Consider the following 15,293-nt stretch of genomic DNA (forward strand, 5'->3'; position numbering starts at 1 on the left):
CCGCAGCCGCTGCTTGGCTCCGGAACATCTTGCAACAGCCCTCGTTGAGCCTTCTGATACGAAGGAGAGACTGAGATGCGTTACATGATCCCGCTCGCCGCGGTGGCGCTTGCGCTCCCCGCAATGGCTTCTGCGCAGACGACCGGCGGTACCGCCGGCGGCACGATGGGCACCGGCACCACGACCGGCACGATGGGCACCCAGACAGGAACGATGGGCACCCAGACGGGCACAATGAACCCGACGTCGCCGAGCACAAGCAGCACGATGTCGACCGATTCGACGATGAGCACGCCGTCGACCACCACGACGACGCGGTCGAGCCGCCGCAGCACGCGCAAGGGCACGATGTCGTCGCCCAGCACGATGCCGAGTACGTCTACGTCCGACTCGACGATGACGCCGTCGACCGATCCGATGAGCACGACGCCGAACACCACCGGCAGCACGCCGCGCTGATCGTCAGCTCGACGTAATCAGAACAGGCCCGGGTTCATCCCCGGGCCTTTTCATTTATGGTCAGTCGGCGAAGGGATCGCGGACCAGGATGGTGTCCTCGCGCTCCGGACTGGTCGAGACGAGCGCGACCGGGCAGCGGATCAGCTCCTCGACGCGGCGGATGTACTTGATCGCCTGCGCCGGCAGATCGGCCCAGCTGCGCGCACCCGCGGTCGACCCAGACCAGCCGTCCATCACCTCGTAGACCGGCTCGACCTCCGCCTGATCCTTGGCATGCGCGGGGTAATAGTCGAGCTCTTGCCCGCGCAGGCGGTAGCTGGTGCAGATGCTGATCGTCTCGAACCCGTCGAGCACGTCGAGCTTGGTGAGCGCAATGCCGGTGATGCCGCTGACCGCCGCCGACTGGCGCACCAGCACCGCGTCGAACCAGCCGCAACGACGCTTGCGCCCCGTCACCGTGCCGAACTCGCGCCCACGCGTGCCGAGCCGCTCTCCGGTCGCGTCGTCGAGCTCGGTCGGGAACGGCCCCGATCCGACCCGCGTCGTGTACGCCTTGGCGATGCCAAGCACGAAGCCGACCGCTGCCGGCCCCAGCCCCGACCCGCCGGCCGCAGTGCCCGCGATCGTATTCGACGAGGTGACGTAAGGGTAGGTGCCGTGATCGACGTCGAGCAGCACGCCCTGCGCGCCCTCGAAGAGGATGCGGCGACCGGCGGTCCGCGCTTCGTTCAGGTCGCGCCACACCGGCTTTGCGAACGAGAGCACGAAATCGGCGATCTCGCGCAGGTCGGCGAGCAGGCGCTCGCGGTCGATCGGCGCCTCACCGAAGCCTGCACGCAGCGCGTCGTGGTGCGCGCACAGGCGGTCGAGCTGGGGGCCGAGATCATCCAGATGCGCGAGGTCGCAAACGCGCAGCGCCCGCCGGCCGACCTTGTCCTCATACGCCGGACCGATGCCGCGACGCGTGGTGCCGATCTTCCCCGCCCCGCTCGCATCCTCGCGAAGCGCGTCGAGATCGCGGTGAAACGGCAGGATCAGCGCGCAGGTGTCCGCGATCCTGAGCGTGTCGGGGGTGGCGACGACGCCCTGCTCGCCCAGCCTCTGTACCTCGTCACGCAGCGCCCAGGGATCGAGCACCACGCCGTTGCCGATCACCGACGGCGTACCGCGCACGATACCAGAGGGCAGCAGCGACAGCTTGTAGACGTTCTCGCCCACCACCAAGGTGTGACCGGCATTGTGCCCGCCTTGGAAACGGACGACCACGTCGGCGCGCTCGGCAAGCCAATCGACCACCTTGCCCTTGCCTTCGTCGCCCCACTGGGCGCCGACCACCGCTACATTCGCCATGAGATACAGAACTCCGCCTGCCGCGTGCGGTTCGCGCGCCCTTCGACAGGGCTCGGCGCGCGAACGGTTCCGAATTGTCCGCGGCGCGGGTAGCCGCGCGGGCGCGGCGGGTCAACCGGGTGGAAGGTCACTAAAGTCACACCCCTACGCATGTGCGCGCGCGAGGCGACGGAGAGGCGAGACCTATTGGCCGGGCGCGAGAATGGAATTGCATGCCCGCTGCCTGTCACCAGTCGTGCATGTAGGACAGCGACATAGGCTCGCCCTGCTACTTGGAAGGAGGTGTGGCGCCTTTCTCGACGAACTCGATCGTACGCCAGCGTGCGCCGCGCACCAATTGGCCAGCCGCATCGCCGATCGGCTCGGTGGCGGTCAGCTGCGCGCCGACTGTGTAAGCCGCGCGATTGAGCGCCGCCGAGGGGCTCGGCTTCACGACATCGCAGGTTTCCTGGCTGCCGTCCGAGCGCTGGATCTGGCGAACGACGACTTTCGCGTCGGCCGCTGGCACCGGCAGCTTGGCGACCTCTACCTCCATGTCGGGCGGGGTAATGGCCGCCTCACGCTGGCCATTACCCAATCGCCAGCTCACACGTTGGCGATATATCGCGAAGATCGGCTTGCCTGCCATATCGAGCGTTGGCTCCCACTTGCCTCGACGTGCGAAGGCGGCGCATGCCATCTGATCGAGTATAGTGACCCCCGAGCTGGTCACGGTGCGACAGCGAGCCGCGTGCCCGGTCGGATCAACCGATATCTCGATCTCCGTTCGTCCCTCCTTGGCCGCGTTCAGCGCGGCCGAAGGATAGTCCGCCCATGATATCCACGTTAGCGGATCGCCGATCGGTGTTGGTCCCGAGTAAGTCACTGCCGCGCCGGCAAGCGCCACCAACATCAAACTGCCCATCGGTTACCTCCGCCGCGTTGATTGCGCATCGGTTTAGGCATGGCAACGTTTGCTTGAGGTTCTTAGTCGTGCAGCATCCTGACCTCGCCCGCCGACCAGACGTGCGTGCACAATTGCGCTTGCGGCGTGTCGCTCGCCTCCAGCGCGGCGACGGTAACCCAGCCCGCGGCGCGCATCGCTGCGCCCTCCTCGGGCGCCGTGCCGAGCGGCAGGAACAGTCGGCGGCGCTCGGGTGCGGGTTCACTCGCCAGTCGGTCGCCGTAGAGCGAGAAGCCTGTCGCCGCTTCTTCCGCGCCGCCTTCGTGGACGATCGTGTAGGTGCCGCCGCGGCCGATCTCCGCGCCGGCGCCGCGCGCGAACAGCGAAAAACCGAGCCAGGTCTGATATTCGAACCCGTGCCGCTCGGTCGGGTCGAGCGTCAGCGCGACGCGGCCGTCGACCGCGCGCGCGATCTCCGCCAGACCGTCGAGCCGCGAGGCCAGCACGCCCGAAGTGTCGAGCGCGCGCAGCCGCGCGAGCGCCTGATCGAACGGCCCGGCGGCCTCGACCAGCGGCAGATAGGCGGGCGCGATCTGCGCGACGCTGCCGGCATCCTTCGCGTCCAAGCGGTCGCGTAGTTGCTCGAGGTGATCGGCAGCGACCGGCATCGGGCCCGCCGCGAGCGCGTCGACCAGGTCGGGCAGCGTAAAGTCGATCGACACGCCCGAAACGCCCGCGGCCTCCAGCGCCTCCACTGCGACCATCACGACCTCTCGCGCGGCGGCGACCGAGTCGAGTCCGATCAGCTCGGCCCCGATCTGGCGCAGCTCGCGCGCAGGCGAGAGTTGTCCGCCGCGCAGTTTCAGGATCGAGCCGGCGTAGCTCATCCGCACCGGGCGCGGATGGTGCGCCATCCGCGTCGCCGCGATCCGCGCGACCTGCGCGGTCAGATCGGGCCGGACCGCGAGCGTGCGTTGCGACACCGGATCGACGAAGCGAACGGCGTCGGTCAGGCCACCCGCCTTCAAGCGCGTCGACAGGCTCTCGGCATATTCGGCCAGCGGCGGGTCGACGCGTTCGTAGCCGTGCAGGCGAACGGCGGCGAGCAGACGCGCCTCGACCGCGGCGGCGGCGTCGGCGTGGGGCGGGAGGCGATCGCGCAGACCCTCGGGAAGGAGCGCGGTCACTTAAACCCTCTTCCCTCAGCAGAGCGTCGGGTCGGTCGTGCTCCCAGCACGACCTTCACCTTGCGGGGCAAGGTGAACCCGACGCTGGTCGGGAGAGGGGCGGCACGGTACGCTTCCTCGATAACCAACAGCACACCTTCCAGATGGTGCATCACGTCCGCGTTGTTGAACCGGATCACATGGTAGCCCTGTTCTGCGAGCCACGCCGTCCGTCGCTCGTCGCGTGCCTCGTTGCCGGCGTGGGTGTCGCCGTCAACCTCGATCGCGAGTTTGCGTGCGCGCGCAGCGAATTCGAGGATGAAGGGGCCGACCGGAACTTGGCGGCTGAACTTTACGCCGTTGAAGCGGTGAGCTCGAAGCGCGGTCCACAACTCGCGCTCTGGCTGGATCATCTCGGACCGCATCGCCTTCGCTCGCCGCAGCGTTTCGCCGTTAAACACGTCGCTCCCCTCTCCCATACCCTCTCCCTAAAGGGGAGAGGGCTTCTGGTCATCAGAACGTCAGCCCCATTGCGGTCCTGACGCCCGGCAGCGCCTTGACGCGCGCGAGGAGATCGCCGTCGACGCGCTCGTCGACCGAGAGCAGCAGCACCGCCTCGCCGCCCGCCTGACGCCGGCCGAGATGGAAGGTGCCGATGTTGACGCCCGCCTCACCCAGCAGCGTGCCGAGCCGCCCAATGAAACCGGGCGCGTCCTCGTTGACGACGTAGAGCATCGGGCCCGCCAGATCGGCCTCGACCTTGATCCCGAACAGCTCGACCAGCCGCGGTGCCGCGTCGCCGAACAAGGTGCCCACGACCGAGCGCTCTCCGTCCGCGGTGCGGACTGAGACGCGGACCAGCGTGTGATAGTCGCCCTCGCGCTCGCTCCTGATCTCGCGCACTTCCATGCCGCGGTCGCGCGCGAGCAAGGGCGCGTTGACCATGTTGACGGTCGCGGTCTGTGTGCGCAGGAAGCCGGCGAGCACTGCGCTCGTGATCGGCTTCTGGTTGAGTTCGGCCGCGGCACCTTCGGTGTGGACGGAGATACGATCGATCGCGCCGGTCGACAGCTGTCCGACGAGGCTGCCGAGCTTCTCGGCCAGCGCCATGTACGGCTTCAACTTGGGCGCTTCCTCCGCCGACAGGCTCGGCATGTTGAGCGCGTTGGTGACGCCGCCCGAGACGAGGTAATCGGCCATCTGCTCGGCGACCTGGATCGCGACATTGACCTGCGCCTCGGTGGTCGAGGCGCCCAGATGCGGGGTGGAGACGAAATTGGGCGTGCCGAACAGCGGCGACGCCTTGGCCGGCTCCTCGACGAACACGTCGAGCGCGGCGCCCGCGACGTGGCCCGAGTCGAGTGCGTCCTTCAATGCCGCTTCGTCGATCAGCCCGCCGCGCGCGCAGTTGATGATCCGGACGCCCTTTTTCGTCTTGGCGATGTTCTCGGCCGACAGGATGTTGCGCGTCTGGTCGGTCAGCGGCGTGTGGAGCGTGATGAAATCGGCGCGGGCGAGCAGCTCGTCGAGCGTCAACTTCTCGACGCCGATCTCGACCGCCCGCTCGGGGGTGAGGAACGGGTCAAACGCAACGACCTTCATTTTCAACCCGCGCGCGCGATCGGCGACGATCGAGCCGATATTGCCCGCGCCGATCAGCCCCAGCGTCTTGGAGGTCAGCTCGACCCCCATGAAGCGGTTCTTCTCCCACTTGCCGGCCTGCGTCGACGCATCCGCCTCCGGCAGCTGGCGCGCGAGTGCGAACATCAGCGCGATGGCGTGCTCGGCGGTGGTGATCGAATTGCCGAACGGCGTGTTCATCACGACTACGCCCTTCGCCGATGCTGCGGGAATGTCGACGTTATCGACGCCGATGCCGGCCCGACCGACGACCTTCAGATTGGTCGCGTGCTCGAGAATGTCGGCGGTGACCTTGGTCGAGGAGCGGATCGCGAGCCCGTCGTAGTCGCCGATGATCGCCTTCAACTCGTCCGGCGTCTTGCCGGTGATCTCATCGACCTCGACGCCGCGCTCACGGAAGATCTGCGCCGCGCGCGGGTCCATTTTGTCGGAAATCAGTACCTTGGGCATGGGAAAGCTCCGGTGTGGGAGTGAGTAACTCCCTCTCCCCGCCGGGGAGAGGGTCGGGGTGAAAGGCGCGTGTCTCACCGAGAGCAGCGTCTCGGACGGCCCCTCACCCAACCCTCTCCCCACAGGGGAGAGGGCTTTAAAAAATCACGCCTTGGCGCTCGCGTAGGCCCAGTCGAGCCACGGCCCGAGCGCCTCGATGTCGGCGGTATTGACCGTCGCGCCGCACCAGATGCGCAGGCCCGGAGGAGCGTCGCGGTAGCCCGCGATATCGTACGCGGCGCCTTCCATCTCCAGCAGCGAGGCCATCTTCTTGATGAGGCTTTCGTCCGCGCCGGCGACCGTCAGGCAGACGCTGGTCTTCGAGCGCGAGGCCTCGTCCTCCGCAAGATGCCCGAGCCAGTCGCGGTCGGCGACGATCCGGTCGAGCGCGGCGGCGTTGGCGTCGGACCGCGCGATCAGCCCGCCTGCGCCGAGCGACTTCGCCCATTCCAAGGCCCAGATCGCGTCTTCGACCGCGAGCATCGACGGCGTGTTGATCGTCTCGCCCTTGAAGACGCCCTCAGACAATTTGCCCTTGCTCACCAGGCGAAACACCTTGGGCAGCGGCCAAGCCGGGGTATAGCTTTCCAGCCGCTCAACCGCGCGCGGCCCGAGGATCAGCACGCCGTGCGCTCCCTCGCCGCCAAGCACCTTCTGCCAGCTGAACGTCGCGACGTCGATCTTGTCCCACGGCAGGTCGTAGGCGAACACGCCGCTGGTCGCGTCGGCGAACGACAGCCCCTCGCGGTCATCCGCGATCCAGTCGCCGTTCGGCACGCGCACGCCGCTGGTCGTGCCGTTCCAGGTGAACAGCACGTCGTTCGACCAGTCGACCCGGGCGAGATCGGGCAGTTGGCCATAGTCGGCGCGAATCACGGTGGGATCGATCTTGAGCTGCTTGACCGCGTCGGTCACCCAGCCCTCACCGAAACTCTCCCACGCGAGCGCGGTGACGGGGCGTGCGCCCAGCATCGTCCACATCGCCATTTCGTACGCGCCGGTGTCGGAGCCCGGGACGATACCGATCCGGTGCGTGTCAGGCAGGCGGAGCAGCTCACGCATCAGGTCGATGCAATATTGCAGCCGCTGCTTGCCGAGCTTCGAGCGGTGCGAGCGGCCGAGCACGTCGGTGGCGAGCTTGGCGGGATCGTAGCCCGGCGGCTTGGCGCATGGACCCGACGAGAAATGCGGGCGTGCCGGCTTGGTGGCGGGCTTCGCGCCATCGGTTTTCGGCGCAGTTGTGGCGTCGGCGAAAGTCTGGTCAGTCAATGTATAACTCTCCTCACAGAGAGCACGCGCGGCGTTGGGACCGCGTGGCCCGTCGACCGCGCTGCAGCAAATGGCGGCGGGCGTCAACCGCCGAGCGCACGGGTTGCTCCGCGCAGACCCGAGGCGCGCGCACGCTCCGTCCGCCACGGATACCGCCCTGCCGCAGCGCGCAACATCGTTAACGCGGCGGCAGGAAAGTACCGCCTACGCCACTCGTTCGAGCGGAGTGTAGGTAGCGTGCGTAGCGGAAGAATGATGGCCGAGATCCGGCACGCAGGTGCCGCCTGCGCCACGCCAATGCGAAACTCAAAGTTTCGCAGACAGACGTTCGCGGCCGTCTCGCTGCTGCTCGCGCTCGCCGCCTGCGGGCGTACCGAGCGCCCCGCGACCGCGCCGCGCATCACCGAGGCGCCGAGCGTGCGCGAGACGCAGCGCTGCTTCGCCGACCTGCGCGCGATGGGCGTCGATTTTCAGCCGCTGCCCGACCGCCAGACCGGACCGGGCTGCGGACTGACCGGCACGGTCAAGCTGCTCGACATCGGCGTGCCGACCGCGAACCTGGGCGCGGTCCGCTGCGGCGAGGCGCGCGCGTTCGCGGCCTGGGCGCGCAACGGCGTCGCGCCGGCGGCGTACCAGATTCTTGGCTCCGAACTGTCGCGCATCGTCAGCATGGGCAGCTACGCCTGCCGCAACACCGTCGGCACGCGAGGTCCGGCGCGCCGGTCGGGGCACGCGATCGCCAACGCGATTGACGTCGCGACCTTCGAGTTGAAGGACGGGCGCCGCGTCAGCATCCAGCACGACTGGAACTCGCCCGACGCCGACGTGCGCCGGTTCCTGCAGACGATCCACACCAGCGCGTGTCGGCGCTTCGGGACCGTCTTGTCGCCCGACTACAATGCCGCGCATCACGATCACCTGCATTTGGAGGACGATCGCACCAGCTTCTGCCGCTAGCGCGTCTTGCAGCCGTCACGCGCGCGGCTTATCGCCTGCGAATGACAGAAACCCGCGTACCAAGCCGCGTCTTCCCGCGCGCCAAGCAGGATGCCGACGCTGCCCGTCAGAGCATCTCCACTCCGCAGACCGAGAGCCCGGCGTACAAGCTGGCGTTCCAGGATATGGACTTCCTCGTGCGCGAGGATTTGCGCCCGGTCCGTTTTCAGCTCGAACTCCTGAAGACACAGCTGATCCTGGAGGAAGCACATATCGGCTCGACCTTCGTCTTCTACGGCTCGGCACGCATTCCCGAGCCTGCCAAGGCGCAGGCGCTGCTCGATCTCGCGACCGACGAGAACAGCCGCCGCATTGCCGAGAGCCTGGTCGCCAAGTCGAAATATTACGACATGGCGCGCGAGCTGGCGCAGCTGTGCTCCAACTTCCCGCGTGACGAGGCGGGCAAGCGCCACTTCGTCGTCTGCTCGGGCGGCGGTCCGTCGATCATGGAAGCCGCTAACCGCGGTGCGACCGACGTGCACGCCGAATCGATCGGATTGAACATCGTCCTGCCGCACGAACAGGCGCCCAACCCGTACGTGACGCCGTCCTTGTCGACACAGTTCCACTATTTCGCGCTGCGCAAGATGCACTTCCTGCTCCACGCGCGCGCGCTGGCGGCCTTCCCGGGCGGGTTCGGCACGTTCGACGAACTGTTCGAGCTGCTGACGCTGATCCAGACCGGCAAGATCGAGCCGATGCCGGTGCTGCTGTTCGGACGCGAATTCTGGGAGCGGGTCGTCAATTTCGACGCGCTAGTCGAGGAGGGCGTGGTGTCCGAACGCGATCTGGGCATCTTCCGCTACGTCGAGAGCGCGGCCGAGGGCTGGGCAGTGGTGCAGGACTTCTACCGCGAGCGGCAGGAAAAGACGCCGCAGCCGCCGCGCTGACGCGCGCTCGCGTGACCTGCCGCTCGCTCGAAGCGGCGGCAGGTCGCTCGTTTGATCAATGCTAGCGAGCCGGGCGGACCTGATCGAACGTGGTTTGCGTCGATAGCGTGCCCGACTTGCCCATCAGCGATCCCGCGGTGCGGCTCGATACCGACGCGGGCACGACCAAGCCACCCGCCAGCGCGGTGTAGCGCGCGTCGGCGGAGAGGCTCTGCACCGACGCGACCAGCATCATGCGGAACGGTTTGTTCGTGTTGAAGCGAACACGCTCCACGAAGGGGACCGCGGCGCGCGTGTTCACGATTGCCTCGGCCTGCGTGTCGGCGGAGGCATCGTGCGACCCGATCTTGAGCGTGCCGGCGGGCAATCGCGCGAAGCGGTAGGTCGTCACCCCGCCCGCGTCGGTGCGCGTGGCCGGCGCGCCGAACCATTTCGCATTCTCGGCATAGGACGGCACGTGGTCGCGCTTGATCTTGCGCCAGCCCGACAGATCCTTGTCGCTCGGTGCGTGACCGTCGACCGAGACGAGCGACCAGCGCGCTGCGCCTGCGCGGCGCGGGTCGAACTGCTCGACCAGCACCTTTCGTTCGGCACCGGTCCGTTCGACCACGGTCGTCTGGCGGAACGCGAAGCCGTCACCCAGCGTCGCGCGCATCGCGGCGAGCAGTTGCTGCTGCAACGCATCGGCCTGCGCTACCGGGACGATCGCCGCCGAGGCGATCCCCAGCAACAGCGCGCCGCCGACGATCCGCGCGATCAACGGCCGGCGCATCGATCGGTGGCTCAGCGCTTGGCCGGCGGGGTGATGCCGAGGCCCGGCTCCTTTGCCGCGTTCGGATCAACCGAGGGCGCGCCCGATGCGGGCGTGCCGGTGTTGGCGATATCGGCGGTGCTGCCCTTCACCGCCTCGGTCACGTTGGCGACCGCGGCGTCGTTGCCACCGGCTTCCGCACCCGGCGGCGGGGCGGCGGGCAGCGGCAGGTTCGAGCCCTGCTGGTTCAGGTACGCGATGACGTTGGCGCGGTCCTCGGGGCTCGACAGGCCGGCGAAGGTCATCTTGGTGCCGTTGGCGAACTTGCGCGGGGACGTCAGCCACGCGTTCATGCGCTCGAAATCCCAATTGCCGCCGACCGACTTGAGCGCGTCGGAGAAGGCGAATCCGCCCTTGCCCTGCCCGATCGGCTCACCCAGCGTACCGTACAGATTGGGGCCGACGCCGTTCGCGCCGCCCTGGTTGATCGTGTGGCAGGCGGCGCACTTCTTGAACACCTCGGCGCCCTTCGCCGGGTCCGCGGTCGGGAGCAGCGACGCGATCGGCACCGCCTTCGCCTCACCGCCGCCACCGGCTTCCTCGACGCCCTCGATCGCGTAGCCCATCTTCTCGGGACGCTCACCGTGGAAGATCATGCCGCCCACGATCGAGAGCCCCAGCGCCGCACCGCAGCCCGCCAGCACCCAGCCCGCAATCGTGTTGTTCCGATCGTCCATGTCGTAGAACCGCCCCTAATTGTGGCCAACCCATAGAAAAGCACGGCCAGCACCGCAAGCGCACTTGAGCGCCCCGCCCCCGCGCCCTACCCGCGGGCGGCCACCATGCAGAACTACGCCGCCCCCGCCCGCCCGATCGTCGACGCGATGATCGCCGCCGCCGCCGCCGATCCCGAGCGCGCGGTGTCGTTTCAGGGCGCGCCGGGCGCGAACAGCCATGTCGCGGTCGCCGAGGCTTTTCCCGAGGCGCTGCCGCTGCCGTGCTTCTCGTTCGAGGACGCGCTCGACGCGGTAAAGGACGGGCGCGCCGCCCACGCGCTGATTCCGATCGAGAACTCGCTCCACGGCCGCGTCGCCGATATCCACTTCCTGCTGCCCGAATCCGGGCTGGTCATCACGGGCGAGCACTTCCTGCCCATCCGCCACGCGTTGATGGGGGTCGGCACGCGCGACGACGTGGCGGAGGCGATGAGCCATCCGCAGGCGCTGGGTCAATGCCGCCACTGGTTGCGCGCGCACGGCATCCAGCCGGTCAACTATCCCGACACGGCGGGCGCTGCCGCGATCGTCGCCGAATTGGCCGATCCGCGCGTCGCCGCGCTCGCGCCGCCGGGTGCCGCCGCGCTGTATGGCCTGAACCTGCTCGGTGTCGACATCGCCGACGCGGAGCACAACATGACGCGTTTCGTGGCGCTGGCGCGTGGCAGCCGTCCGGCGGTCGGCGCGGACGAGTGGATGACGACCTTCATCTTCGAGGTGAAGAACGTGCCCGCCGCGCTGTACAAGGCGATGGGTGGGTTCGCGACCAACAACGTCAACATGACCAAGCTGGAAAGTTACCAGCGCGGCGGCAGTTTCGCCGCGACCGAGTTCTTCTGCGACGTGGAAGGCAAGCCGGGCGAGCCGGGGTTCGACCGCGCAATGGAGGAACTGGGTTTTCATTCGAAGTGGGTGCGCGTGCTCGGTACCTATCCGCAGGCGCGCCGCCGCGGCTGACCCGCTTCTCCTACTTGCGCTGACCCGCGGCGCTCGTATCGTGCGCGACGATACGAAGAGGGGTGGGATCATGAAGAAGCAGCTGCTCGCCGGGAGGATGCTGGCGCTGGGAACCGGGCTGGCGTTCGGAACCGGGCTGGCGCTGCCGTCCGGTGCCTCCGCCCAGACGGCGCAACCGCCCCGCGCCGAGAAGCGACCGTATCAGGTCACCTCCGCCAACGGGAACCGCGAAGACGATTATTACTGGCTGCGCGACGACAAGCGGCAGAACGCCGACATGCTGGCGTATCTACGCGCCGAGAACGCCTATGCCGACGCGCAGCTCGCGCCGCTGAAACCGCTGGAGGCGAAACTCTACGCCGAGACGGTCGCGCACATCAAACAGGACGACGACAGCGTTCCGTACCGGGAGAACGGATATTGGTACCAGACGACCTGGGCGACGGGTGCCGATTACCCGCAGGTGATCCGTCGCAAGGGCATTGTCACCGCTGCGCCGGTCGTTTTGTTCGATCAGCCAGCGATGGCGAAGGGGCACAATTTCTTCCAGATCGGCGGCTGGCAGGTCAGCCCCGACAATGCCCGCGTCGCTTGGGCCGAGGACACGGTCGGCCGCCGCCAGTATGTGCTCAAGGTGAAGGATATCGCGACCGGGCAATTGCTCAGCGACCGCGTCGCCAACGTCGAGGGCGGCCTGGTCTGGTCGGCCGACGGCCGCACGATCTTCTACGTCGAGAAGGACCCGGTCACGCTGCTGTCGAAGCGGGTCAAGGCGCACGTGCTCGGAACGCCGGCCAGCGCCGACCGGCTGGTGTACGAGGAGGGGGACGACAGCTTCTACATGGGTGTCGGCCAGACGAGCGACCGCCGCTATATCTGCATCCACCTGCAGAGCACCGTCAGCGACGAGCAGCGCTGCGCCCCCGCCGCCAACCCCGCCGCGTTCACCGTCGTCGCGCCGCGCGCGCGCGAGTTCCGCTACAACGCCGACCATATCGGCAACCGCTGGATCATCCGCACCAACGCAGGCGGTGCCAAGAACTACAAGCTCGCAACCGTCGCCGACGTCGATGCGGCGAAGGGCACATCGGCGTGGCGCGACGTGGTGCCGGCGAGCGCGACGACGTTCATCGAGGACTTCAAGCCGTTCGCCGGCTTCGTCGCGATCGAGCAGCGCGCGGGCGGGAACAAGGGCGTCCGCCTGCTGACCGACGCGGGCAAGTCGATCCCGGTTGCCGCCGACGAGCCCGCCTACGCGATGGGGCTGTCGGTCAACGAGGAGGTCGACACGCCGTGGGTGCGCTACAGCTACACCTCGCTCGTGACGCCCACGACCACCTACGAGATCAACGCCAAGACCGGCGAGCGCCGCACGCTCAAGGTGCAGCCGGTGCCGGGTTACGACAAGGCGAACTACGTCACCGAGCGTGTCTGGGCGACCGCGCGCGACGGTGTGCGCGTGCCCGTCTCGCTGATGTACCGCCGCGGCACCAAGCGCGACGGCACCGCGCCGTTGTTCCAATATGCTTACGGCAGCTACGGCATCTCGAGCGATCCGGGGTTCAGCGCGGGAAATCTGGCGCTGGTCGATCGCGGCGTCGTCTACGCAGTGGCGCACATCCGCGGCGGGCAGGAGATGGGGCGCGACTGGTACGACCAGGGGCATCTGCTCAACAAGAAGAACAGCTTCAACGATTTCGTCGACGTGACGCGCTACCTCGTCGCCAACAAATATGCCGCGCCCGGCCGCGTCGCGGCGATGGGCGGCAGCGCGGGCGGGCTGCTGATGGGCGGCGTCGCCAATCTGGCGCCCAAGGACTACGCCGTGCTGGTCGCACAGGTGCCGTTCGTCGATGTCGTGACGACGATGCTCGACGCGTCGATCCCGCTGACCACCAACGAGTATGACGAGTGGGGCAACCCGGCCGACAAGCGCTACTACGACTACATGCTCAGCTACTCGCCCTACGACAACGTCGCGAGGAAGGCGTATCCGGCGATGTACGTCTCGACCGGGCTGTGGGACAGCCAGGTTCAATATTACGAGCCGACCAAGTGGGTCGCCCGCCTGCGCGAGATGAAGACCGACAAGAACCCGCTGATCTACCGCGTCAATATGGAGGCGGGCCACGGCGGCAAGTCGGGCCGGTTCGAACGCTACCGCCAGGCAGCCGAGTGGCAGGCGTTCGTGCTGCAGCAGTTGAAAGTCGCGCCGTGATAAGACAGCAACCGACCGGCTATCGTCCAGTCTGAAGCGAACCGATTACCCCACCGGCCCGGCTACAGCGAAGTCGCGGGTCATCGGCGATTGCGCATTCTAGTTCGTGACGTTCACCGTGATCGTGTCCGACCCGAGTTGGGCGTATCGCACCGGTTCTTCGGGAGTGGTGAAGAGAAAGATACGGGCTCTTACCCGGTAGCGGCCGGGTCCGGGAAAGATGCTGCGCGCGTCCTCGTTCGTCGCGACGTGATAGGGCTTGGCCGCCGTCAACGCGACCAACTCTCCTGTGGCTAGCGGGGGCGGCGGTGGCGAGCCGACCATCGGCGCGGCAGGGGCAACAGGCGTTCCATTCTGCGACGTCACCTCGAACGCGATGCCGCGCGTGGGTTGCAGGAACGGCGAGATCGAGCATGAATTTGTTATTGCGGTGAGGTCGAGTGCGATCGGCGCTTTTCCACGCATGGTAGCGGTGCCGGCGTGTATGCGCACCTTCACGGGCGGTTCTTTGCCCGACCATGCCGCCTGAGCGGGTGGGCTCCAGGCTGCCGTCGCCTGAGCGGCGAGAAGAAAAGCGACCAGCATGTCGATCCTCATTGTTGGCCGCCCTCACGGCAGCAGGAACGTGCCCTCGATCACCGTCACGCATGCGCCGCCGAGCACCACGCGGTCGCCGTCCAACCGGCATGAGAGCCGCCCGCCGCGCGCCGATGCCTGATAGGCGCTCATCCGGTCGCGTCCGAGCCGCTGGGCCCAGTAGGGCACCATGACCGCGTGAGCGGAGCCGGTCACCGGGTCCTCGTCAATGTCGAACGCGGGGACGAAGACGCGGCTGACGATGTCGGTCGTCTCGCCGGGCGCGGCGACGATGATGACGAAGGGGCCGAGCGGGGCGAGCGCGCGCATGTCGGGCGCGCAGTTGCGCACCTGCGCTTCGTTCTCGACGACGACCAGCGCGTAGCCCTTGTCGTGCCACAGCGTCTCCTGCACCGCGCCTTGCGGTAGCTCGAGCCCGGCGACGATCTCGGGCAGCGGCTTCGCCTGCGGCACCCAGGCGGGCAGCGCCATCGCGTAGCGGTGCGCGTCGCGCGCGACCTCGAGCACGCCGGCCTGGCGCGTGCGAAAGCGCACCGACGCGCGGTCGGTATCGGACGACAGCACGACATGCCCGCTCGCCAGCGTCGCGTGGCCGCACAAAGCGACCTCCGCGCCCGGCGTGAACCAGCGCAGCTCGTAATCCGCCTCACCGCTCGCGTCGGGCACGAGGAAGGCGGTTTCCGACAGGTTGTTCTCGACTGCGATGCTGAGCAGCGTGTTGTCGTCCAGCCACTTGGGTAACGGCATCACCGCAGCCGGATTACCCTTGAACGCTTCCTCGGCGAAGGCGTCGACCTGGGTGAAGGGAATGCGCATGAACCTGTCCTCGCGAGCAGTCGGTGAGTGGCGCA

At 67.8% G+C, this 15,293-nt stretch carries 15 protein-coding genes; 4 read left to right on the forward strand and 11 right to left on the reverse strand.

Annotation, left to right across the window (positions count from 1 at the left end; translation table 11 throughout):
- Positions 1 to 80 precede the first annotated feature (80 nt).
- The 7 genes from BMW51_RS06560 to BMW51_RS06590 form a co-directional block, all read right to left on the reverse strand.
- Positions 81 to 449, reverse strand: a complete 369-nt coding sequence (locus BMW51_RS06560) for a hypothetical protein (protein ID WP_093004573.1) — start codon at positions 447 to 449, stop codon at positions 81 to 83.
- Positions 450 to 519: 70 nt separating this feature from the next.
- On the reverse strand, positions 520 to 1,809 hold the full coding sequence (locus BMW51_RS06565) for an adenylosuccinate synthase (RefSeq protein ID WP_093004575.1): 1,290 nt from the start codon (positions 1,807 to 1,809) through the stop codon (positions 520 to 522).
- A gap of 268 nt (positions 1,810 to 2,077) precedes the next feature.
- Positions 2,078 to 2,713 carry an energy transducer TonB gene (locus tag BMW51_RS06570; RefSeq protein WP_093004577.1) on the reverse strand — a complete coding sequence of 212 codons (636 nt, stop codon included), beginning with the start codon at positions 2,711 to 2,713 and terminating at the stop codon, positions 2,078 to 2,080.
- Between the two features lie 62 nt (positions 2,714 to 2,775).
- Positions 2,776 to 3,879 carry an ATP phosphoribosyltransferase regulatory subunit gene (locus tag BMW51_RS06575; protein ID WP_093004580.1) on the reverse strand — a complete coding sequence of 368 codons (1,104 nt, stop codon included), beginning with the start codon at positions 3,877 to 3,879 and terminating at the stop codon, positions 2,776 to 2,778.
- A complete protein-coding gene (locus tag BMW51_RS06580) occupies positions 3,876 to 4,337 on the reverse strand; it encodes an endonuclease domain-containing protein (RefSeq protein WP_425440973.1) in 462 nt (153 codons plus the stop codon). The genes BMW51_RS06575 and BMW51_RS06580 overlap by 4 nt, the downstream gene beginning before the upstream one ends.
- A 34-nt stretch (positions 4,338 to 4,371) precedes the next feature.
- Complete coding sequence (gene serA, locus BMW51_RS06585) at positions 4,372 to 5,949, reverse strand: phosphoglycerate dehydrogenase (RefSeq protein ID WP_093004582.1); 1,578 nt, start codon at positions 5,947 to 5,949, stop codon at positions 4,372 to 4,374.
- A 144-nt stretch (positions 5,950 to 6,093) separates the two neighbouring features.
- Entirely contained in the window at positions 6,094 to 7,257 is a 1,164-nt protein-coding gene (locus BMW51_RS06590) for a phosphoserine transaminase (protein ID WP_093004584.1), read from the reverse strand.
- A gap of 297 nt (positions 7,258 to 7,554) precedes the next feature.
- Between BMW51_RS06590 and BMW51_RS06595 the strand changes: the two genes are divergently transcribed.
- Both BMW51_RS06595 and BMW51_RS06600 read left to right on the forward strand, forming a co-directional pair.
- A complete protein-coding gene (locus BMW51_RS06595) occupies positions 7,555 to 8,214 on the forward strand; it encodes an extensin family protein (protein ID WP_177171587.1) in 660 nt (219 codons plus the stop codon).
- A 41-nt stretch (positions 8,215 to 8,255) separates the two neighbouring features.
- Positions 8,256 to 9,143 carry an LOG family protein gene (locus BMW51_RS06600; RefSeq protein WP_093004586.1) on the forward strand — a complete coding sequence of 296 codons (888 nt, stop codon included), beginning with the start codon at positions 8,256 to 8,258 and terminating at the stop codon, positions 9,141 to 9,143.
- Between the two features lie 61 nt (positions 9,144 to 9,204).
- Here the strand turns inward: BMW51_RS06600 and BMW51_RS06605 are convergent, their stop codons facing one another.
- The gene (locus tag BMW51_RS06605; protein ID WP_093004589.1) at positions 9,205 to 9,915 is read right to left on the reverse strand and encodes a hypothetical protein; all 711 of its coding nucleotides are present in this window, start codon (positions 9,913 to 9,915) and stop codon (positions 9,205 to 9,207) included.
- Between the two features lie 11 nt (positions 9,916 to 9,926).
- Positions 9,927 to 10,631, reverse strand: a complete 705-nt coding sequence (locus tag BMW51_RS06610) for a c-type cytochrome (protein ID WP_093004592.1) — start codon at positions 10,629 to 10,631, stop codon at positions 9,927 to 9,929.
- A 105-nt stretch (positions 10,632 to 10,736) separates the two neighbouring features.
- On the opposite strand from BMW51_RS06610, the gene BMW51_RS06615 reads away from it, so the two are divergent.
- Positions 10,737 to 11,627 (forward strand): prephenate dehydratase, encoded by an 891-nt coding sequence (locus BMW51_RS06615; protein WP_093004596.1) that lies wholly within the window; start codon positions 10,737 to 10,739, stop codon positions 11,625 to 11,627.
- Between the two features lie 70 nt (positions 11,628 to 11,697).
- On the forward strand, positions 11,698 to 13,845 hold the full coding sequence (locus BMW51_RS06620; RefSeq protein WP_245708310.1) for a S9 family peptidase: 2,148 nt from the start codon (positions 11,698 to 11,700) through the stop codon (positions 13,843 to 13,845).
- A gap of 99 nt (positions 13,846 to 13,944) precedes the next feature.
- Here BMW51_RS06620 and BMW51_RS06625 read toward each other — a convergent pair whose 3' ends face one another.
- Positions 13,945 to 14,442 carry a hypothetical protein gene (locus BMW51_RS06625; RefSeq protein ID WP_093004599.1) on the reverse strand — a complete coding sequence of 166 codons (498 nt, stop codon included), beginning with the start codon at positions 14,440 to 14,442 and terminating at the stop codon, positions 13,945 to 13,947.
- A 12-nt stretch (positions 14,443 to 14,454) separates the two neighbouring features.
- Entirely contained in the window at positions 14,455 to 15,258 is an 804-nt protein-coding gene (locus BMW51_RS06630; protein ID WP_093004603.1) for a PhzF family phenazine biosynthesis protein, read from the reverse strand.
- Positions 15,259 to 15,293 lie beyond the last annotated feature (35 nt).

Source organism: Sphingomonas palmae (genome assembly GCF_900109565.1).
GTDB lineage: Bacteria > Pseudomonadota > Alphaproteobacteria > Sphingomonadales > Sphingomonadaceae > Sphingomonas > Sphingomonas palmae.

Coding starts and splice junctions, on each gene's coding strand:
- BMW51_RS06565 (WP_093004575.1), bottom strand. CDS start 1,809: ATGGCGAATGTAGCGGTGGTCGGCGCCCAGTGGGGCGACGAAGGCAAG.
- BMW51_RS06570 (WP_093004577.1), bottom strand. CDS start 2,713: ATGGGCAGTTTGATGTTGGTGGCGCTTGCCGGCGCGGCAGTGACTTAC.
- BMW51_RS06580 (WP_425440973.1), bottom strand. CDS start 4,337: ATGGGAGAGGGGAGCGACGTGTTTAACGGCGAAACGCTGCGGCGAGCG.
- serA (WP_093004582.1), bottom strand. CDS start 5,949: ATGCCCAAGGTACTGATTTCCGACAAAATGGACCCGCGCGCGGCGCAG.
- BMW51_RS06595 (WP_177171587.1), top strand. CDS start 7,555: ATGCGAAACTCAAAGTTTCGCAGACAGACGTTCGCGGCCGTCTCGCTG.
- BMW51_RS06600 (WP_093004586.1), top strand. CDS start 8,256: ATGACAGAAACCCGCGTACCAAGCCGCGTCTTCCCGCGCGCCAAGCAG.
- BMW51_RS06605 (WP_093004589.1), bottom strand. CDS start 9,915: ATGCGCCGGCCGTTGATCGCGCGGATCGTCGGCGGCGCGCTGTTGCTG.
- BMW51_RS06610 (WP_093004592.1), bottom strand. CDS start 10,631: ATGGACGATCGGAACAACACGATTGCGGGCTGGGTGCTGGCGGGCTGC.
- BMW51_RS06615 (WP_093004596.1), top strand. CDS start 10,737: ATGCAGAACTACGCCGCCCCCGCCCGCCCGATCGTCGACGCGATGATC.
- BMW51_RS06620 (WP_245708310.1), top strand. CDS start 11,698: ATGAAGAAGCAGCTGCTCGCCGGGAGGATGCTGGCGCTGGGAACCGGG.
- BMW51_RS06625 (WP_093004599.1), bottom strand. CDS start 14,442: ATGAGGATCGACATGCTGGTCGCTTTTCTTCTCGCCGCTCAGGCGACG.
- BMW51_RS06630 (WP_093004603.1), bottom strand. CDS start 15,258: ATGCGCATTCCCTTCACCCAGGTCGACGCCTTCGCCGAGGAAGCGTTC.